The sequence below is a fragment of the Bacillus atrophaeus genome, from assembly GCF_001584335.1.
GTDB lineage: Bacteria > Bacillota > Bacilli > Bacillales > Bacillaceae > Bacillus > Bacillus atrophaeus.
In genome coordinates, this window is the sequence record NZ_LSBB01000001.1 from 656,304 (window position 1) to 676,828 (window position 20,525).

A 20,525-nucleotide genomic window follows, 5' to 3' on the forward strand; every position below is an offset into this window, starting at 1 on the left:
ATCATTAACAGAAGGGGGCGTAAAGCCTGCGGTGATAGGGCTGAAGGCTATTAAAACATGAATGAGAATATGAGTTTTAAAGAATTATTCGCGATTGTCAAACGCAGATTCGTACTGATTTTGATGATCACAATAGGAGTCACTCTGCTCGCCGGTTTTGTACAGTATAAGATCATTTCTCCAATTTACCAGGCGTCGGCTCAGGTGCTGATTCATGAATCAGACGGTGAAGAAAACTCGAATCTCAGTGACATCCAGCTAAATCTCCAATACAGCAACACATTCCAAACGATTATGAAAAGCCCGGCGGTGCTGGAAAAGGTCAAAGCAGAACTGCATCTTTCTGAAACGGCTGCCTCGCTGAAGCAACAAGTGATCACAAGCAGTGAAAAAGAATCAGAAATCATTACGGTTGCGGTTCAGGATGAAAGCCCGAAAGAAGCGGCTGATATTGCGAACACCCTGATCAAGGTGTTCAAAGCCGAAGTGAACGACAGAATGAATGTCAAAGGCGTACATATCATTTCCGAGGCAAAGGCTTCCGACAGTCCGATGGTGAAGCCTTCTCGTGTTCGAAACATGGTCATGGCTTTTGGAGCAGCCGTTCTGGGCGGTATCACGCTGGCGTTTTTTCTTCATTTTCTCGATGACACATGCAAAAGCGCGAGACAGCTTAATGAGAAGACGGGCTTGCCCTGCCTAGGGACTGTTCCCGACATAAAAACGGGCAGACGGGGACGGGGACAAACGAAAAAAAATTCTAGGAGTGAGGCGAGTGGGCTTTAGAAAAAAGAAAGCAAAACGAGGCTTGGCTCAAATATCCGTTTTACAGAACAAATCGTTAGTCGCTGAACAGTATCGTACGATTCGGACAAACATTGCGTTTTCTTCTGTCCAGACCAATTTGCGGTCGATTCTCGTTACCTCCTCTGTGCCTGGCGAAGGAAAATCATTCAGCGCCGCGAATCTTGCCGCAGTATTTGCCCAGCAAGAGAAAAAGGTGCTCCTTGTTGATGCGGATCTGAGAAAGCCGACCATCCATGAAACCTTTCAGCTTGAAAATGTAACGGGTCTGACTAACGTGTTGGTGGGAACCTGTTCTCTCAGCGAAACAGTCCAACAAACACCGATCGACAATCTGTATATCCTGACGAGCGGGCCGACGCCGCCGAATCCGGCCGAGCTGTTATCTTCAAAAGCGATGGGAGATCTGATACTGGACATCTACGATCAATACAGTCTTGTTATCTTTGATTCTCCGCCGCTTTTGGCTGTGGCAGACGGTCAGATTTTAGCCAATCAAACAGATGGCAGCGTGCTGGTCGTCCTCAGCGGAAAAACAAAAATCGACACGGTTCAAAAAGCAAAAGATGCTCTGGAGCAATCAAAGGCGAAACTCTTGGGCGCTCTATTAAATAAAAAGAAACTGAAAAAACCGGATCTTTATTCATATTAGTTTTGTTTAGGTGATGTCTCCTGACCTTTATCAACGGAGGCACTCGGCTCTGCTGTGGGCATGTTACTTGCTGCCTTAGATGCTGGTCGTCGCTGGCGGGGTGTGAGGGCGGGTTAAATGCCCACTTTTATTTCAGATATTAGAAAATGTTGTCGGTTTAGCTGTTATGTATGTTTTTGACAAACGAAAGCCGTCACAGCTAAACCGATAAATATTATAGGAGGGAAAAGTTTGAGTTACCGGAGAAGACTGTCTATGATTATCGCGCTGGATACTTATCTCGTCTTACTTTCAGTTATTATAGGATACCAATTTTTTGAGGATTCTTATCAATTTTATGACTCCGGAGCATTATTGCTTACTGCGGTCAGCTTGCTCGTCAGCCACCATGTGTGTGCCATGTTGTTTCATCAATATAAGCAGATGTGGAGCTATACCGGCATCGGTGAATTGATTGCCCTCCTTAAGGGAATTACGCTGTCTGCCGTAATGGCCGGCATTGTTCAGTATGCAGTGTTTCATACGGTTTTGTTCCGCCTGCTGGCCGTGAGCTGGATGCTGCAGCTTCTTCTTATCGGCGGAACACGTGTGGTATCAAGGGTGTTAAAAGAACGTATGGGAAGAAAACGGAGCTCTTCGTCCCGGGCGTTAATCATCGGAGCGGGATCAGGAGGAACGCTGATGGTCAGACAGTTGCTCCAGCAAAATGACTTTGACATCACGCCTGTCGCCTTTATAGATGATGATCAGACGAAGCACAAGCTTGAGATTATGGGAGTACCCGTCATCGGGGGAAAAGAAAGCATCATGCCGGCGGTGCAAAAATTAAGAATTAATAACATCATTATCGCGATTCCGTCTCTTCGGACACATGAACTTCAGATTTTATATAAAGAATGTGTGCGTACCGGGGTGAGCATCAAGATCATGCCTGATTTCGATGAAATGCTGCTCGGCACGCGGACGGCCAGCCAAATCAGAGATGTAAAGGCTGAGGATTTGCTCGGCAGAAAGCCGGTAACGCTTGATACAAGCGAGATTTCTAACAGTGTGAAAGGAAAAACAATTGTCGTCACAGGGGCGGGCGGTTCCATTGGCTCGGAAATCTGCCGGCAGATCAGCGGTTTTCAGCCAAAAAATGTGGTGCTTCTCGGGCACGGGGAAAACAGTATTCATTCAACTCATTCAGAGCTGATCGGACGCTTCGGTAAACATGTCACTTTTCATACGGAGATCGCTGATGTGCAGGATCGGGACAAAATGTTTACAGTGATGAAAAAATATGAACCGCATGTAGTGTACCATGCCGCGGCCCATAAGCATGTGCCGTTAATGGAGCACAATCCTGAAGAGGCTGTAAAAAATAATATTATCGGAACACGAAATGTGGCAGAAGCCGCCGATATGTGCGGAACAGAGACGTTTGTACTGATTTCATCGGATAAGGCGGTTAATCCCGCCAATGTGATGGGGGCGACAAAACGTTTCGCGGAAATGATTATAATGAACCTCGGAAAAGTCAGCCGGACAAAATTTGTCGCCGTTCGCTTCGGCAACGTGCTTGGGAGCCGCGGGAGCGTCATTCCCGTTTTCAAAAAGCAAATTGAAAAGGGCGGGCCCGTCACAGTGACACACCCGGCGATGACACGCTATTTTATGACCATCCCGGAGGCTTCGAAGCTGGTGATACAAGCAGGGGCGCTCGCAAAAGGACGGCAGATTTTTGTGCTTGATATGGGTGAGCCTGTCAAAATTGTGGATCTTGCCAAAAACCTGATTCATTTATCAGGCTATACAACCGAACAAATTCCCATTGAGTTCACCGGTATCCGTCCGGGCGAAAAAATGTACGAGGAATTGCTGAATCAGAATGAAGTTCATGCGGAGCAGGTTTTCCCGAAAATTCATATCGGCAAAGCGGTTGACGGTGATTGGCCAATGTTAATGGAGTTTATGGAAGATTTCAAGGACCTCTCGGAAGCAGAACTGAGAAAGAGGCTGTTCGCGGCGATTGGATCAACGAAAGAAATGGCGGCCGCGGGCGCTCATTAGGAGGGGTGAAGATGACAAAAACGATATTATTTTGCGCTACTGTCGACTATCATTTTAAAGCTTTTCACCTTCCTTATTTTAAATGGTTTAAACAAATGGGCTGGAAGGTGCATGTTGCTGCAAGCGGCCAGCTCCGGCTTCCGTATGTGGATGAGAAATTTTCCATGCCGATTCAGCGGTCTCCCTTTCACTCCCAAAATCTCGCAGTCTATCAGAAGCTGAAGCAATTAATTGAAACAAACGAATATGATATCATTCACTGCCACACGCCGGTCGGAGGCGTGCTTGCCCGCCTTGCGGCGAGGCAAGCGCGGCGAAAAGGAACGAAGGTGCTGTACACGGCTCACGGCTTTCACTTTTGCAGCGGAGCGCCGGTGAAAAACTGGCTTCTGTATTATCCGATTGAGAAAATGCTTTCTTCCTATACTGATTGCCTGATCACGATTAATGAAGAGGATTATGCCCGGGCGAAAGGGCTCCGTAAAAAGTACGGCATGACGGAAAAGATACACGGGATCGGCGTGGATACAGAGAGATTTCAGCCTGTCAGCCAGGAAGAAAAACAGCGGCTGAGGGAAAAGCACGGTTTCAATGCCGGCGATTTTATTTTAATATATCCGGCTGAACTGAATGCGAATAAAAACCAGCAGCTGTTAATTGAAGCAGCCGCTTTATTGAAAGATCGGATTCCGGAGCTGCGGCTCGTTTTTGCGGGAGAAGGGGCAATGGAAGAAACATACCGATCCAGGGCTGAACAGCTCGGCATTTCCAGGCAAGTACAATTTCTGGGGTTTTGCCGCGATATCCACGAGGTGATTCAGCTTAGTGATGTGTCTGTGGCATCGAGCATCAGGGAAGGGCTTGGCATGAATGTGCTGGAGAGCATGTCTGCGGAGAAGCCGGCAATCGCCACAAACAATCGCGGACATAGAGAAATCATTCGCGACGGAGAAAATGGCTTCTTAGTCAATATTGGGGATAGCGCCGCTTTTGCCGACCGCATTGACCGGCTTTACCAAGAGCCGGCGCTCCGAAGAACATTAGGGCTTGAAGGCCGTAAAACCGCCGAGCATTACTCAGAAAAACGCACAGTTGAGGAAATGGCGGAGATCTATTCCGTTTATATGGGAAAAAAGGAGAAAAGCGTATGAAATCAGGTGTAAAACCGAAAATTTCCGTCATTATGGGTATTTACAATTGTGAAAGCACGTTGGCAGAAAGCATTGAATCTATCCTCAGCCAATCCTATAAAAATTGGGAGCTGATTATGTGCGACGATGCTTCAACCGACGGAACGCTTCAGATTGCGAAGCGGTATGCCGCCCATTACAGAGATCGGATCAAGCTCATTCAGAATAAAACCAATCAGAGGCTGGCAGCTTCTCTGAATCATTGCCTTTCCTACGCTACAGGAGACTATATCGCACGTCAGGACGGTGATGATCTGTCTTACTCCCGTAGGCTGGAAAAGCAGGCCGCGTTTTTAGAAAAACATTCCCATTATCAAGTGGTCGGCACAGGCATGCTTGCCTTTGATGAGTTTGGCGTAAGAGGCGTGAGAATGCTCCCGGCAACACCGGACAAGAGAATCATGGCAAAAGGAACGCCTTTTTGCCACGGTACGATCATGATGCGGGCCAGCGCCTACCGAACGCTTGAGGGCTACCGCTCCGAACGGCGAACACGGCGGATGGAAGATATTGATTTATGGATGCGTTTCTTTGAAGCTGGATTTACGGGTTACAATCTTCAGGAAGCCTTGTATAAGGTAAGAGAAGACAGCGACGCTTTCAAAAGGAGGTCGTTCACCTATTCCATTGACAACGCAGTGGTTGTGTATCAGGCATGCCGCCGCCTGAAGCTCCCCATTTCTGATTACATATATATCGCAAAGCCTTTAATCCGCGCGTTTACGCCTCCGTTTGTGATGAACCGATATCACAAAAAAAGAGTGATGAATCAAAAAGAAGGGCTTGTGAAACATGAATAATGGAAAACAGCGCGTCCTCCACATCTTAAGCGGGATGAACAGGGGCGGCGCGGAAACCATGGTGATGAATTTATACAGAAAGACTGACAGAACCAAGGTGCAATTTGACTTTTTAACCCATAGAGATGATCCGTGCGCTTTTGATGAAGAGATTTTATCTTTAGGCGGACGGCTTTTTTATGTGCCGAGCATCGGCCAGACCAATCCGGTTACATTTGTACGGAATGTCAGACGGGTGATGGAAGACAATGGGCCGTTTGACGCCGTTCATGCCCATACGGATTTTCAGTCAGGGTTCATCGCGCTCAGCGCCAAGCTTGCGGGTGTTCCGGTCAGGGTCTGCCATTCCCACAGCACATCATGGAAGGTGCGTTCCAATTGGATCAGCCGTATGCAGCTGTTTGTGTTCAGACGGCTGATATTAGCCAGCGCGACATCGCTATGCGCCTGCGGGGAAGAAGCGGGCCGCTTTTTATTCGGCCGTTCAAAAATGGAACAACAAAAGGTGCATTTGCTTCCGAATGGGATTGACCTCGATTTGTTTTCCGGCGGCGAAACGAATGCCGACGAGGAAAAACAAGCGCGCGGAATTGCATTAAACCGGCTTATCATCGGTCATATCGGCCGTTTTACAGAGGAGAAAAACCATGCGTTTCTCTTGACTCTCGCTTCCTATCTGCGGGATCAGGGATGTCATTTCCAAATGGTGCTTGCGGGTGATGGCCCGCTCCGACAGCAATTGGAGGAGGAGGCCGATCGGAAGGGGCTTCGTTCTCACGTGCTTTTTTTGGGCACGGCCGAACGTATCCACCAGCTTATGCGCGCCTTTGATGTCTTTGTGATGCCGTCTTTATATGAAGGGCTGCCTGTTGTGCTGGTCGAAGCGCAGGCGTCCGGCCTTCCGTGTGTGATTTCTGATGGCATCACAGAAGAAGCGGACGCGGGTCTGGGGCTGATGACGAGGCTCAGTCTCTCAAAGCCGCCGGAGATCTGGGCGGAAGCTGTGTCAAGGGCTGCCGCCTCCGCCAGGCCGAATCGGGAGCTGGTAAAAGCCGCTCTTGCCAAACGCGGCTATGACGCGCAAGAAAATGTCGGCTATTTAATGAATCTTTACAATCTTACCTGCGAAAAAGGACAGTAAGCCATGGTTGTGTATGTCGTGAATATGGGGATTGTATATATTTGGTCTTGGTTTGCGAAAATGTGCGGAGGATATGACGAGCGGCTCGCGACCGGCTACCGGCCGAATAAGCTCGTGATGTTTATCCCGCTTGCCTCGCTTGTCCTTGTATCCGGTCTGAGATACAGAGTCGGCACTGATTTTCAGACCTATGGGCTCATGTATCAGCTGGCGGGAGACTACCAAAACATTTGGGAGATATTTGGATTCGGCGCGGGAAAAGCCGCCGTTGATCCCGGCTTTACCGCCTTCATATGGCTTTTGAATTTTATCACACCTGATCCGCAAATCATGTATGTGACAGTGGCGGCCGTGACGTACAGCTTTATCTTGAAGGCGCTTGCCGATTACGGAAGACCGTTTGAATTGAGCGTATTCTTATTTCTAGGTACATTCCATTATTACGCCTCCTTTAACGGAATCAGACAATACATGGTGGCGGGTGTTTTATTTTGGGCGATCAAGTATATCATCAGCGGGAACTGGAAGCGGTATTTCTTCATTGTGCTGATCAGTTCGGCCTTTCATTCCTCCGCGCTGATTATGATTCCGGTTTATTTTATCGTACGAAGAAAAGCATGGTCGCCGGCGATTTTCTGCCTGTCGGCTGTTTTTCTCGGAATGACATTTTTATATCAAAAATTTCTTTCCGTCTTTGTCGTTGTACTTGAAAACAGCTCATACAGCCATTATGAAAAGTGGCTGATGACCAATACAAACGGCATGAACATCACAAAGATTGCCGTTTTGATATTGCCTCTTTTTCTGGCCTTTTGCTATCGGGAGCGGCTGCGGAAACTATGGCCTCACATTGATATTGTCGTCAATTTGTGCCTGCTCGGTTTTTTGTTCGGATTATTGGCGACAAAGGATGTGATCTTTGCCAGATTTAATATTTATTTCGGACTGTACCAAATGATCCTGATTCCGTACTTTGTCAGAATTTTTGATGAAAAATCGAATGCGCTGATCTATATCGCTATTGTTGCTTGTTATTTCTTATATAGTTATTTGCTCATGCCGGTTGATTCTTCTGTGCTTCCGTACAGAACGATTTTTTCCCGGTAATTTATGCAGAGGAGCCGGTCGAAATGGAAACACCTGCGGTTAGTCTGTTAGTCGCTGTCTATAATACAGAAGCTTATTTGCCGAAGTGTCTGTCATCGTTACTCAATCAGACGCTGGACAATATCGAAATCATAATCGTCAATGACGGGTCAACAGACGCCAGCCCGCGTATCATTCAAGAATTCGTTCAAAAAGATGCCAGAATTCGCGTCATTGATCAAAAAAACCAAGGGCTGGGAGCGGTCCGGAACAAAGGCCTCAAGGAAGCCCGGGGTGAATTTGTGGCTTTTATCGACTCGGATGATTGGGTCGAGCCGGATTATTGCTTGCAAATGTACGAAAAAGCGAAAACCGACAAGGCTGACCTTGTCATTTGTAATTATGCCGCGGAGTTTGAAGAGACGGGAAAAACCGTATATTCAACGATTGCTGAGGCGTATCAGGAAAAAACGAAGGAACACTATATGAAGTCGCTGTTTGAAGGAAAAGTCAGCGGGTTTTCGTGGAATAAGCTGTACAGAAGAACCATGATTGAAGCGCATCAGCTTTCCTTCCCGCTAAGGGGAGAGCTGGAGCATATTGAAGATCAATTTTTCAGCTTCAGGGCCCATTTTTTCTCTGAAAGAGTGTCCTATATTGAAGATCCTCTGTATCACTATAGAATTCACATGACTTCCATCGTGCAAAGTTATCAGAAGAAGCTGTTCGATTACGGTGTGGCGCTTTATGAGGCGAATGTGCAGTTTTTAATGGAGCACGGCAAGCTGGAGGATTATCAGAAGGAGCTTGATTTTTTTATCGTTCAGCATGGCAGCGTTTGTCTGCTGAATGAATGGAAACGAAGCAATAACAGACTTCTTGGGGAGAAATTCAAAAATGTCAGCCGGATATGCGGAGATCCTGTCTTCCGGTTAAGCCTGTCGAAAACGGGCACGGCGCCTTTTGATGCGAAACGGTCTTGCCTGCTTGTTTTGGCGAGGCTTAAAATGGTTCCGTTTGTCTCCTTGGCGTCGGCATTATATCAAAGAGCAATTGAGCATAAAATGAAAATCAGAGGGTGAAGACATGTCGATACATTCGTGGAAAATCAATCTGGCAGAATGGCTGCTGCTTAAGGTCAAATACCCGTCACAGTTTGTCATGGGAACGAACCGGATACAGGCGGCTGCCCATAAGAAAAAAATCATTTTAACCTTGCTGCCGTCTCACGACAATCTTGGCGATCATGCCATCGCCTATGCCAGCAAAGCATTTATCGAAAGAGAGTATCCTGAATTTGACGTCATTGAGGTTGATATGAGGGATATCTATAAATCTGCGAAAGCTTTAATGCGGCTGCGCCATCCGGAAGATATGGTCTTTATGATCGGCGGCGGAAACATGGGAGATTTATACCGTTATGAGGAATGGACACGCCGCTTTGTCATTAAGGCATTTCGCGACTATAAAATCGTACAGCTCCCAGCGACAAGCCATTTTTCTGATACGAAAAAAGGACGCAAGGAGCTGAAGCGCGCCAAAAAAATTTACAACGCGCATCCGGACCTGCTGCTCATGGCGAGAGACGAAACGACATACCAGTTTATGAAGCGCCATTTTACAGATAAACCGGTTCTGAAGCAGCCTGATATGGTTTTATACTTAGACAAAAGCGAACACCGCGCTGAACGTGAAGGTGTTTATATTTGTTTGCGGGAGGACCAGGAGAGCGCGCTCGGCGAAGAACAGCGGCACCGGCTGAAGGATGCGCTGGCTGGAGAATTCGGAGACATAAAATCCTTTACGACCACCATCGGGCGGAGGGTTGACCGCACTTCTCGCGAAGAGGAGCTCGAATCGCTATGGAGTAAGCTGCAGGGCGCAGAAGCGGTTGTCACTGATCGGCTGCATGGCATGATTTTCTGCGCACTGACAGGAACACCTTGTGTCGTCATCCGTTCCTTTGATCATAAAGTGATGGAAGGTTATGACTGGCTGAAAAGCATTCCGGCGATGAAGCTGATTGAACATCCGGAACCGGAAATGGTGACCGCCGCCGTCAAAGACCTGCTCACAAAAGGAACGCATGATTCAGGGTTTCCGCGTGACCAATATTTCAAAGGACTGCGAAACAAAATCAGCGGTGAAGGGAAATGACCCCGCTCGTCAGCATCATCGTCCCTATGTATAACGTCGAGTCCTTCATCGAAGAATGCGCTGAATCTCTGCTGAGACAAACGCTTTCTTCGATTGAAATCATTTTTGTCAATGACGGTTCGCCGGATCGTTCCGGCGACATTGCAGAGGCGTATGCCAAACGGGATGCAAGGATTCAAGTGATCCATAAACCAAACGGCGGGTTAAGTTCAGCGAGAAACGCCGGAATGAAGATTGCGCGCGGCACGTATATCGGTTTTGTGGACGGTGATGATTATGTGGCGGAAACCATGTTTCAGCGGCTTGCTGAAGAGGCGGAGAAGGACCGTCTTGATATTGCCGGCTGCGGATTTTACAAGCAAACCTCCCAACAGCGGACCTACGTGCCGCCTCAGCTTGAGACAGCGCGTGTTTTGACAAGGGAGGACATTGTTGAACGGCTGAAACAGGCGCACGAATCGAGGTTCATCTGGTATGTCTGGCGGTACTTATATCGCCGGGAGATGTTGGAAAGAGTGAACCTGTCCTTCGATGAGGAGATTCGCTTTGCTGAAGACTCTCCGTTCAATTTGTCCGCGTTTTTTGCAGCGAAGCGCGTCAAAATGCTGGATGAAGGCTTGTACATGTACCGGGAAAATCCAGAAAGCCTTACGGAAGCTCCCTATAAACCTCTTATGGATGAAAACTTACAAAAACAGTACAAGGCAAAAACCGCATTTTACGAGAATCACGGTCTAACGGACATATGCAAGGAAGACTTAGAGACATATATCTGCAAGCACCAGATTCCGATGCTTCTGGCAAACGCCTGTGCTTCGTCTCAGTCTTCACGGGAGATCAAGACACGCATCCGGCATGTTTTGTCCTATGCGATGGTGCAAGAAGCCGTACGAAACACGTCGTGGGGGCATAAAAAACTATTAAAAGGCGAACGCGTTGTCTTGGGCCTGTGCAAATTGCGGCAGCCATTTCTTCTGAAACTGTTTTTTGAGCGGCGGGGGAAACCGAAAGGCAGTGCGGGCTGATTATGAAATTTACCATCAATTTCAGCGCCAATGTTGTTGCTTTTTTACTGTCGGTTTTTTTGTCGGTCTGGATGACGCCCTTTATTGTGAAAACGCTGGGTGTTGAAGCGTTCGGATTTGTTCATCTTACGCAGAATGTCATTAATTATTTCTCAATTATTACGGTTGCGCTCAGTTCCGTAGTGGTGCGGTTCTTCTCTGTCGCCGCCCATAGAGGAAAACTGGAAGAGGCCAATGGGTATTTGAGCAATTACTTGGCAGCCTCCGTCATCTTGTCGCTGCTGCTGTTTTTGCCGCTTACCGGAGCGGCTTTTTTTATTGAGACATTCATCAATGTTCCGGCGGCGCTGCTGGCTGATGTGCGGCTGTCGATCCTGATCGGCAGTTTGCTGTTTGTCTTAACCTTTTTCATGGCGGGATTTGCCACCGGCCCGTTTTATGCCAACCGGCTTTACATTTCAAGCTCGATACAGGCGGTGCAAATGCTTGTCCGTGTGATTTGTGTGCTGGTTCTGTTTACATGCTTCACCCCGGAAATTTGGCAGATTCAGCTCGCGGCTTTAGTCGGTGCTGGGGCAGCTGCTGTATTATCGGTGTATTTTTTCAAAAAGCTGATTCCGTGGTTTTCCTTTCGAATGAAGGATTTGTCGTTCCAAACGAGTAAGAAGCTGTTTCAGGCGGGGGCATGGAGTTCAGTTAATCAGATCGGGGTGCTCCTGTTTTTGCAGATTGACTTATTGACGGCCAATATGATGCTCGGCGCCTCGGAAGCCGGAAAGTATGCGGCAATCATTCAGTTTCCTTTGCTTTTACGCAGCCTGGCGGGAACGCTTGCTTCTCTTTTTGCGCCGGTCATTACCTCCTATTACTCAAAAGGAGATATGGAAGGGCTGGTCAAGTATGCCAACCAGGCAGTCAGGCTGAATGGATTGCTTCTTGCACTGCCGGCCGCCCTCTTGGGAGGATTGGCAGGGCCTTTTCTGACGATCTGGCTCGGCCCCGCGTTTGCGCAATTAGCGCCGCTCTTATATATCCATGCCGGATATTTGGCTGTCAGTCTCGCGGTCATGCCGCTTTTTTATATATGGACCGCCTATAACAAGCAAAAAACACCTGCGCTTGTCACCTTGCTATTAGGAGGGCTCAACGTCTTGCTCGCCGTCACGCTGAGCGGGCCGGCTCATCTCGGGCTGTACGGCATCACCATTGCGGGAGCGGCAGCGCTTATATTAAAAAATGTCGTGTTTACGCCGCTATATGTCTCTTATATTACCAATCATAAAAAACATGTGTTTTATAAAGGAGCGCTCGCGCCGCTTTCAGCAGCCGTGTTTGCCTGGGCTGTTTGTAAGGCGCTTCAGCTTTTCTATACGGTTGACAGCTGGACATCCCTGATCGCGACCGGTCTTGGTGTAAGCTGCTGCTATGCCGTTTTCGCTTTTGGTGTGATTTGTACGAAAGAAGAAAGACAAATGGCAATCAAACGGTTGAGAAAACAGAAAGGAGCTGTGAATATTTGATCGCAAAACGAGTGTTTGATCTGACGGCCGCCATTCTTTTATTGTGCTGTGCAAGTCTTATTATCGTGTTCGCCATGTGTATCATCAGGCTGAAAATAGGGTCCCCGGTCTTCTTTACACAAGTGCGGCCGGGACTGAACGGGAAGCCGTTTACACTTTATAAATTCAGGACGATGACGGATGAACGGGACAAAGAAGGCAATCTTCTTCCTGATGAAGTCCGTCTCACAAAAACAGGCAAGCTGATCAGAAAGCTGAGTATTGATGAGCTGCCCCAGCTGTGGAATGTGATCAAGGGAGACTTGAGCTTAGTCGGCCCGCGTCCGCTGTTAATGGAGTACTTGCCGTTATATACAAATAAACAATCAAGGCGCCATGAAGTAAAACCCGGCATAACGGGATGGGCGCAAGTCAACGGAAGGAACGCCATCTCGTGGGAGAAAAAATTTGAGCTGGACGTGTGGTACGTGGATCATCGTTCCTTTTTCCTTGATTTGAAAATCCTGTTCCTTACCATGCGCAAAGTTCTTATATCCGAAGGTATTCACCAATCCGATCATGCAACCTCGGAGCGATTCAGAGGAAGCGGTGACGTGTCTTTATGATCAAGGTGGCAGTGATTGGAGACGGCGGACATGGAAAGGTTGTCAAAGAGATTGTAAGCGCCCGGACTGACACCCGGTTAATCGGAGTTCTGGACGATACGTTCAGTGCGCTTCAATACAGCGGTGAGCTGTACACGGGTCCCGCTGACTCTATTCAGGAACTGCGCAGGCTTATCCCTGACATTGTATTTGTGCTGGCCATCGGCAGCAACATTGTGAGAAAGCAATTGGCAGAGAGGCTGGGACTTGAACAGAAAGATTTCGTTTCGCTGATCCACCCTTCGGCAATGATCAGCAAGTCTGCCAAAGTCGGACATGGAACGGTTGTCATGGCGGGCGCGGTCATTCAGGCCGGGGCTATAATCGGCGCCCACAGCATTATTAACACGGGCGCTGTCGTAGAGCATGACAACAGAATCGGGGATTTTGTCCATCTTTCTCCGCGTGTCACCCTTACCGGCGCGGTTGCCGTTTCAGAGGGGGCGCATCTGGGCGCCGGCGCGGTGGTGATTCCAGAGATGTCAATCGGCCGCTGGAGTGTAGTCGGCGCAGGTGCGGCCGTCATCAGCCCCATTCCGGATCGGGTAACGGCAGTCGGCACTCCGGCTCGCGTTATTTCTCATTTTCAAACATAAAACAAAGGATGATTCCATGCATGCAAACAAAAGAATTTACTTGTCCGCTCCGCATATGAGCGGCCGGGAACAGCACTATATCGCAGAAGCCTTCCAGTCGAACTGGATCGCTCCGCTTGGCCCGCTCGTGAATACATTTGAAGAAAAAGTGGCTGGCTTCGCCGGCGTAAAAGCGGCAGCGGCGCTCAGTTCCGGAACGGCGGCGATTCATCTCGCCCTGCGTTTACTCGGTGTGGCAAAAGGGGATACGGTGTTTTGCTCTTCCTTTACCTTCGTCGCCTCAGCAAATCCTATTTTATACGAACAAGCGGAACCGGTCTTTATTGATTCAGAACGGGAAACGTGGAATATGTCGCCGGCGGCGCTTGAAAGAGCGCTTGTTGAAGCGAAACGCGCAGGAAAGCTGCCGAAAGCGGTGATTGTGGTTAACCTTTACGGCCAAAGCGCGAAAATGGATGAAATCATAAGTTTGTGTGATGCCTACGGGATTCCTGTGATTGAAGACGCCGCCGAATCTCTTGGCACGACCTATAAAGGAAAGCAGAGCGGCACATTCGGACGTTTCGGCATCTATTCCTTTAACGGAAACAAGATTATCACGACATCCGGCGGCGGCATGCTGATTTCAGATGACGAAGCCGCTATCGAGAAAGCAAGATTTCTCGCGTCCCAAGCCCGTGACCCCGCCGTTCACTACCAGCATAGCGAGGTCGGACATAATTACAGGCTGAGCAATATCCTCGCAGGTGTCGGCATTTCTCAGATGGAGGTGCTCGGGGAGCGTGTGAAAGCGAGGAGAGCCGTATTTGACAGATATGAAAAAGCACTTGGGGACGTAGACGGCGTCAGCTTTTTGCCTGAGCTCTGCGAAAGCGTCTCAAATCGCTGGCTGACCGCCATCACGCTTGATAATGGGGTGAGCCCGCATGATGTGATCAATTGTCTTGCCGAAGAAAATATTGAAGCGAGGCCGCTGTGGAAACCGCTGCATACGCAGCCGCTTTTTGCATCATCTTTATACTATCCTCATCAAGAAAACGAAAGCGTATGTGAAGACTTATTCAGCCGCGGCGTTTGTCTTCCTTCCGGTTCTAATATGACAGAAGATGAGCAGGGGCGTGTTATTGATCTGCTGATCAAGCTTTTCCAAACAAATGAGGTGAATACATGGACAACAAGCATTCAATGATCAGCTTAAAGGAGAAATTGGCTGAGCTGCTTGAGATCATTCCTAAGCAATCTCACATTGTGTATGCCGACTATCCTCTATATGGGAATGTAGGGGATTTATTTATTATGAAAGGAACAGAATCCTTTTTTAAAGAACACGGCATTCGCGTTAAAAACCGCTGGAATCCTGACAATTTTCCTTTTGGCAGAAAGCTTAGCAAAGATACAATTATCGTCTGCCAAGGCGGCGGGAATTTCGGGGATTTATATCCGTATTATCAGAATTTCAGAGAAAAAGTGGTTCAAGCGTATCCGCATAATAGAATTGTCATCCTGCCGCAATCCATTTACTATCAAAACGAGGAGAACTTAAAACAGACTGCCGATATATTTTCAGGCCACCCTGACTTGTACATCGTCACAAGGGAAAAGGCATCGTATCAAATTGCCGGCAATGCTTTTAAAAGAAACCACATCAGGCTTCTGCCCGACATGGCGCATCAGCTGTTTCCCATTTTGCCGACAAGAGCTTCTTCATCTCGCAAACTGCGTTTCATCAGAACTGACCATGAAGCGAATGAAGATTTACAGAAACATATGCACACAAAAAGTTATGATTGGAATACCGTGCTGTCAACGGGTGACCGCCGGATGATCGCCTGTTTTCAAACGCTCAATGTTTTGAATAAAAAAGCGGGAAATCTTCTGCCTATGGCGTATATGTGGGAAAAATATTCCGCATACATCGTCAGAAAAGCCATCCGTTTCTTCAGTGCTTATGAATTTGTAGAAACCTCAAGGCTCCACGGGCATATCTTATCCTCTCTTCTTGAAAAAGAGAACACCGTCATCGACAACTCTTACGGAAAGAATGCCAATTACTATCACACTTGGATGGAGGGGCTGCCATATGCCCGCATCCTTCAGGAAAGCGCCCGGTAAAAGGAAAACCTTCCTGCTCATTTATGAGCGGAAGGTTTATTTTGATTCGCCTCGTTTTACCTTGTTATAAGCCTCGTCCAAATGCTGAATCCGTTTTAAAACCACCGAGTTTTTTGTCAGCTGATCCTGCACAAGGGTGGATACGACCGAACGATAGTAGCTGTTCATCGCGTGAATTTTATCCTCGGATTGGTTCATTTCTATATGCTGTTTAAAATTTTCGATAAAGTAAGGAACAGAAAAAAGTTCAGACATCTATAAAGCATCTCCTTTTCATAAGTATATACGGTGTGAAGCCAATCATGTACAATGAAAAAAGGGGAGTGAGCATATGGATATGAAACTTCAGCAGGTACAAGTGTTAAAACCTCAATTAACCCAGGAGCTTCGGCAGGCCATCACGTTACTCGGCTATAACTCGGCTGAATTGACTGAATATATTGACGAGCTCTCACTGGAAAACCCTCTGATTGAACGAAAGGAAACAGACACGCCGCCACTATCTTATCATAAATCAAACAAAAAGATGATGAATGGGCAGGAAGCGGGAATCCAATTAAGTGATCCTCAAAAGACATTGCAAGACGTACTGACACATCAGGCGTTAGATCTGAAGCTGTCAAATTCCGAAAAAAGAATTTTTAATTATCTGATTCATTCACTTGATTCAAATGGCTATTTAGAAGAAGACCTGAGTATTGCGGCCCAAAATATATCAGCATCGGCTGCTGAAATAGAAGCGGTACTGTCCCAGCTTCAATCATTAGAGCCGGCCGGCGTCGGAGCAAGATCGCTTCAGGAATGCATCCTTATTCAGCTGCAGCGTCTGACGGTGCGGAACAGCCAGGCGGAAATGATCATAGCGGACCATTTCGAACTATTTGCAAAAAAGAACTGGAAAGCGCTTTCAATGAAGGCAGGCTTGCCTCTTCAGACCATTCAGGAAGTTTTTGATCTGATTGCGGCACTTAATCCAAGGCCGGGCCTTTTGCACGGAAAAACAGAGCCGGACCTTTATATTGAACCGGATATTTTTATCACGGTGAAAAACGGGCACATTAAAGCGAAACTCAACAGCCGCTCTTTCCCCGATATTCAGATGCATGCTCATTATCAGCCGCTGTTAACAGGGGGAACCTGCCAAGATACAGCTTCCTATTTGTCGTCTAAGTATCAGGAATGGCGCTGGCTGAGCCGCGCGCTCGCACAAAGAAAGCGAACCATTACCAGAATTATCGGCGAGCTGACCGTCCGGCAGAAACCCTTCTTCACTGAAGGGCGCGGCCGAATGAAACCGCTGACACTGCGTGAGGTCGCCGATGCGCTTGACCTTCATGAATCAACCATAAGCAGAGCGATTAAAGGAAAAACAGTGCAAACGCCTTACGGATTGTTTGAGATGAAAACATTTTTCTCGGGAAAAGCGGAGGCGTCAGGAGACGGGGAAACTTCAAATTACGCTGTCAAAACACAGCTCCAGTCATTGATCACAAATGAGAATAAAACAAAGCCGCTCTCCGATCAAAAGCTGGCTGATTTATTATACGAGCAATGCAATATTCGAATTTCCAGACGAACAGTGGCAAAATACCGCGACCAGATGAACATTCCATCTTCAGCGGCCAGGAAAAGATATGAATAACATCCTCCCATGCCGGACACGGGAGGATGTTTTTCTTTCTATGGAATCATCCAGGCAAAAAAATGATGCTGCAAAAAGGTAATGATACAGACAAGCAATAACAAAAACAGGCTGTGTTTAATCGTAAATCTGAAAAGCTCTGATTCTTTTCCGGCCAAGCCGACCGCCGCGCAAGCGACCGCGATCGACTGCGGAGAAATCATTTTTCCGGTGACGCCGCCTGAAGAGTTTGCCGCTACGGAAAGAATGGGGTCCATCCCGACAGAAAGCGCGGTTATCTTTTGCAGGTTGCCGAACAAAAGGTTAGCTGAGGTATCAGAACCTGTGATGAAGACGCCGAGCCAGCCGAGAACCGGTGAAAAAAAGGTAAACATCGCGCCTGTCATGGCAAGCGTCAGACCAAGCGTCGTGCTCATTCCGGAAGAGTTGGTGACATAAGCAAAGCCGACCACCGACGCAATGGTAAGAAGGGGAAACTTTAATTCCCGCAAGGTTTCTCCAAATACGGCCCCCCACTTTTTCCATGAAAGCGCGGTAATAAACTTTGAAAGCACGGCTGCAATCAGGATAGCCGTTCCCGCCGATCCCAGCACTTCGAGTTTATAAACCGCTTCAATCGGCGTCCCGTCCGCATGTAGGATCTGGTTATTCAAAAAAGGTACGCCAGGCGCAAAGGTAAGCTTTTCACCTGCTGCATTCAGCCATTTAAGCCAAACAGCAGTGCCTTCGTAATGGCCGGTAAGCGCCGATTTCACTGAAGGAATTCCCCAAATCGAGATCATCAATGTCAGTAACAGAAACGGAGACCAAGCCTTGAAAATCTCGCCGCCGCTGTATGTTGGTTCAGATTCGCTTTTTTGCTTTTCAAGTGAGGCTGCCGCTTCTTGCTCGGCGGGAAATCTGAAAGTCGTTTTCGGCTTCCAAAACTTTAAAAACACGGCAAGCGCGGCCATGGAAGCAAGCGCCGACAGCACATCCGGCAGTTCGGGTCCTAAAAAGTTGGAACTGACATACTGCACAGCCGCAAAGGAAACCCCCGAAACAAGAATCGCCGGCCATATTTCCAGCGCTTTTCTGAATCCGCTCATGATAATAATTAAGTATAAAGGGATAAATAAAGATAAAAACGGAAGCTGCCGCCCCACCATTTTTGAAATGTCCATCGCCGGAATTCCGGTCGGGCCTTCAACGGCGGTAATCGGAATGCCAATCGCTCCAAAGGCAACCGGTGCTGTATTGGCAATCAGACAGATGCCGGCCGCATAAAGCGGATTGAACCCGAGTCCGACTAGCAAAGCGGCGGAAATTGCGACCGGCGCTCCGAACCCGGCGGCTCCTTCTAAAAAAGCCCCGAAAGAAAATGCTATCAGCAAAGCCTGCAGCCGCCGGTCATCTGTAATCGACAGAACAGAACTGCGGATAATATCAAATTGTCCGGTTTTCACGGTGATTTTATACAAAAAAACAGATGTAACAATGATCCAGCCGATCGGCAATATGCCGTAAACCGCTCCTTGTGTAGCGGACATAAGCGCTTTTTCCGCAGGCATCCCATAAATAAATACAGCAACCCCTAATGCAATCCCCAAAGTTGCCAGGCCTGCTGTATACCCCTTCATTCTTTTAATCGCAAGCGCCCAGAAAAAGAAAATAATCGGTATAAGCGCGGCAATGGCAGATAAAAGCAGGTGATCCCCCAAAGGCGTGTACATCTGTGTCCATTGCATCCCCAAACCCCTCCTATAAAAAATGTCAGCCGGCCTATATGTAAGCGATTACTAAATATGATATGATCATCAGATGACTGGGTAATAGGACCAGCTAACTAGCATTATATTTTGAAAAAAATGAAAGCACAATACTTTTTTGCGGAAATTGTCTAAATCTTTTGAAGGAGACTAAAAGAGAGTATAATAGAGCAGAAACAGCCAGACCTTACAATTTACGAGGTGACAAGCATTGAAATACAAACAAATAAAAACAAAAAAAATATACGAAGAAGTGGCAGATGCCTTATTGGATATGGTGAAAAGCGGCGAACTGAAGCCGGGTGACAAGCTCGACTCCGTTCAGGCGCTTGCCGAAAGCTTTCAAGTCAGCCGGTCGGCGGTCCGTGAGGCGCTCTCTGCCTTAAAAGCAATGGGGCTGGTCGAAATGAAGCAGGGGGAAGGAACCTATCTGAAGGAATTCGAACCGAATCAAATCTCTCAGCCGCTGTCATCCGCCCTTTTGATGAAAAAAGAAGACGTGAAACAGCTCCTTGAGGTCAGAAAATTGCTTGAAATCGGTGTTGCTTCCTTAGCTGCCGAAAAGCGGACGGAAGAGGACTTACAGCAAATTCATGCGGCCTTAAAGGAAATGGGAGAAATAGAAACGGACGAAGAACTGGGCGAGAAAGCCGATTTTGCTTTCCACCTGGCGCTTGCAGAGGCTTCAAAAAATGACCTGCTGAAACATCTGATGAACAACGTCTCATCACTATTGCTGGAAACGATGAGAGAAACGCGGAAAATCTGGCTGTTCTCCAAGGAGACAACGGTTCAGCGGCTTTATGAAGAGCATGAACGAATTTACAAAGCCGTTCATGCACAAGATGGGGCAAAGGCGGAAGAAGCGATGCTTACGCACTTAACGAATGTGGAGAGTGTGCTTTCTGGATATTTTGAGGGAAATGCATAACCTATTCAGGAGTGTATATGGATTGAGTATCTAGACGAAATAACCCATGTGATGTTGAGTCTCATGGGTTATTTCATGTTTGAATTTATTTCAAATCAACTAAAATAAAGCATTCATCATCGCTTTTGTGATAGACACTTTTTTGACGATTCAGCGATTGTATAACCTTGTCTTTTAGTTTTGTTATAGGGATATTGCGATGATCCTTTAATATGGGTGATAAGTAGTCTGAATCTGCAGGGTCCATTACACCGTTTGTATAAAGGAGCAGCCTGCCTCCCCGCGTGTATGTGAAAGTGTTTGTTTGAAACAAAGCACGTTCAAACATACCGATGGGGATGCTTGTGGAATGTAACGGATTTTTAACATGAAATAGGATCACAAATTATTAGAAGGAGCCGAAAGAACGTTAGTAACCCGCTGAT

At 47.5% G+C, this 20,525-nt stretch carries 20 protein-coding genes; 17 read left to right on the forward strand and 3 right to left on the reverse strand.

Going from position 1 to position 20,525, the window contains the following annotated elements:
* Nucleotides 1–57: 57 nt before the first annotated feature.
* The 15 genes from AXI57_RS03255 to AXI57_RS03325 all read left to right on the forward strand — a co-directional run bounded on the left by AXI57_RS03255 (nucleotide 58) and on the right by AXI57_RS03325 (nucleotide 15,779).
* Nucleotides 58–786, forward strand: coding sequence for a YveK family protein (locus AXI57_RS03255; protein ID WP_061669221.1), 729 nt, complete (start codon nucleotides 58–60; stop codon nucleotides 784–786).
* Nucleotides 776–1,456: a CpsD/CapB family tyrosine-protein kinase gene (locus AXI57_RS03260; RefSeq protein WP_003326833.1), complete on the forward strand. Its 681-nt coding sequence runs from the start codon at nucleotides 776–778 to the stop codon at nucleotides 1,454–1,456. Before AXI57_RS03255 ends, AXI57_RS03260 begins: the two co-directional genes overlap by 11 nt.
* Nucleotides 1,457–1,687: 231 nt before the next feature.
* Nucleotides 1,688–3,508, forward strand: coding sequence for a polysaccharide biosynthesis protein (locus tag AXI57_RS03265; protein ID WP_174522099.1), 1,821 nt, complete (start codon nucleotides 1,688–1,690; stop codon nucleotides 3,506–3,508).
* Between the two features lie 11 nt (nucleotides 3,509–3,519).
* The gene (locus AXI57_RS03270; protein WP_061669222.1) at nucleotides 3,520–4,659 is read left to right on the forward strand and encodes a glycosyltransferase family 4 protein; all 1,140 of its coding nucleotides are present in this window, start codon (nucleotides 3,520–3,522) and stop codon (nucleotides 4,657–4,659) included.
* Entirely contained in the window at nucleotides 4,656–5,498 is an 843-nt protein-coding gene (locus AXI57_RS03275; protein ID WP_061669223.1) for a glycosyltransferase EpsE, read from the forward strand. Before AXI57_RS03270 ends, AXI57_RS03275 begins: the two co-directional genes overlap by 4 nt.
* Nucleotides 5,491–6,639, forward strand: a complete 1,149-nt coding sequence (locus AXI57_RS03280) for a glycosyltransferase family 1 protein (RefSeq protein ID WP_061669224.1) — start codon at nucleotides 5,491–5,493, stop codon at nucleotides 6,637–6,639. Before AXI57_RS03275 ends, AXI57_RS03280 begins: the two co-directional genes overlap by 8 nt.
* A gap of 3 nt (nucleotides 6,640–6,642) precedes the next feature.
* A complete protein-coding gene (locus AXI57_RS03285; RefSeq protein ID WP_061669225.1) occupies nucleotides 6,643–7,746 on the forward strand; it encodes an EpsG family protein in 1,104 nt (367 codons plus the stop codon).
* Between the two features lie 23 nt (nucleotides 7,747–7,769).
* Nucleotides 7,770–8,807: a glycosyltransferase family 2 protein gene (locus AXI57_RS03290; RefSeq protein ID WP_061669226.1), complete on the forward strand. Its 1,038-nt coding sequence runs from the start codon at nucleotides 7,770–7,772 to the stop codon at nucleotides 8,805–8,807.
* Nucleotides 8,808–8,811: 4 nt separating this feature from the next.
* Complete coding sequence (locus AXI57_RS03295) at nucleotides 8,812–9,882, forward strand: polysaccharide pyruvyl transferase family protein (protein WP_061669227.1); 1,071 nt, start codon at nucleotides 8,812–8,814, stop codon at nucleotides 9,880–9,882.
* Nucleotides 9,879–10,907, forward strand: coding sequence for a glycosyltransferase (locus AXI57_RS03300; RefSeq protein ID WP_061669228.1), 1,029 nt, complete (start codon nucleotides 9,879–9,881; stop codon nucleotides 10,905–10,907). The genes AXI57_RS03295 and AXI57_RS03300 overlap by 4 nt, the downstream gene beginning before the upstream one ends.
* A gap of 2 nt (nucleotides 10,908–10,909) precedes the next feature.
* Entirely contained in the window at nucleotides 10,910–12,427 is a 1,518-nt protein-coding gene (locus tag AXI57_RS03305) for an MATE family efflux transporter (protein WP_061669229.1), read from the forward strand.
* Nucleotides 12,424–13,032 carry a sugar transferase gene (locus AXI57_RS03310; protein ID WP_003326848.1) on the forward strand — a complete coding sequence of 203 codons (609 nt, stop codon included), beginning with the start codon at nucleotides 12,424–12,426 and terminating at the stop codon, nucleotides 13,030–13,032. Before AXI57_RS03305 ends, AXI57_RS03310 begins: the two co-directional genes overlap by 4 nt.
* Nucleotides 13,029–13,667 carry an acetyltransferase gene (locus tag AXI57_RS03315; RefSeq protein ID WP_003326849.1) on the forward strand — a complete coding sequence of 213 codons (639 nt, stop codon included), beginning with the start codon at nucleotides 13,029–13,031 and terminating at the stop codon, nucleotides 13,665–13,667. The genes AXI57_RS03310 and AXI57_RS03315 overlap by 4 nt, the downstream gene beginning before the upstream one ends.
* Before the next feature lie 16 nt (nucleotides 13,668–13,683).
* Nucleotides 13,684–14,856 (forward strand): DegT/DnrJ/EryC1/StrS family aminotransferase, encoded by a 1,173-nt coding sequence (locus tag AXI57_RS03320; RefSeq protein ID WP_061669230.1) that lies wholly within the window; start codon nucleotides 13,684–13,686, stop codon nucleotides 14,854–14,856.
* Nucleotides 14,835–15,779, forward strand: a complete 945-nt coding sequence (locus AXI57_RS03325) for a polysaccharide pyruvyl transferase family protein (RefSeq protein ID WP_061669231.1) — start codon at nucleotides 14,835–14,837, stop codon at nucleotides 15,777–15,779. Before AXI57_RS03320 ends, AXI57_RS03325 begins: the two co-directional genes overlap by 22 nt.
* 36 nt (nucleotides 15,780–15,815) lie before the next feature.
* Here the strand turns inward: AXI57_RS03325 and yvfG are convergent, their stop codons facing one another.
* Nucleotides 15,816–16,034, reverse strand: coding sequence for a protein YvfG (yvfG, locus tag AXI57_RS03330; protein WP_003326852.1), 219 nt, complete (start codon nucleotides 16,032–16,034; stop codon nucleotides 15,816–15,818).
* Nucleotides 16,035–16,110: 76 nt separating this feature from the next.
* Between yvfG and rpoN the strand changes: the two genes are divergently transcribed.
* On the forward strand, nucleotides 16,111–17,421 hold the full coding sequence (gene rpoN, locus AXI57_RS03335) for an RNA polymerase factor sigma-54 (RefSeq protein ID WP_061669232.1): 1,311 nt from the start codon (nucleotides 16,111–16,113) through the stop codon (nucleotides 17,419–17,421).
* Nucleotides 17,422–17,459: 38 nt separating this feature from the next.
* On the opposite strand, the gene lutP is transcribed toward rpoN, so the two are convergent.
* Nucleotides 17,460–19,148, reverse strand: a complete 1,689-nt coding sequence (lutP, locus tag AXI57_RS03340; RefSeq protein WP_003326854.1) for an L-lactate permease LutP — start codon at nucleotides 19,146–19,148, stop codon at nucleotides 17,460–17,462.
* A 232-nt stretch (nucleotides 19,149–19,380) separates the two neighbouring features.
* Between lutP and lutR the strand changes: the two genes are divergently transcribed.
* Complete coding sequence (lutR, locus tag AXI57_RS03345) at nucleotides 19,381–20,100, forward strand: L-lactate utilization/bacilysin biosynthesis transcriptional regulator LutR (RefSeq protein ID WP_010789983.1); 720 nt, start codon at nucleotides 19,381–19,383, stop codon at nucleotides 20,098–20,100.
* Nucleotides 20,101–20,185: 85 nt separating this feature from the next.
* Here lutR and AXI57_RS20620 read toward each other — a convergent pair whose 3' ends face one another.
* Nucleotides 20,186–20,482 carry a SpoIIE family protein phosphatase gene (locus AXI57_RS20620; protein WP_255265376.1) on the reverse strand — a complete coding sequence of 99 codons (297 nt, stop codon included), beginning with the start codon at nucleotides 20,480–20,482 and terminating at the stop codon, nucleotides 20,186–20,188.
* Between the last annotated feature and the right edge of the window lie 43 nt (nucleotides 20,483–20,525).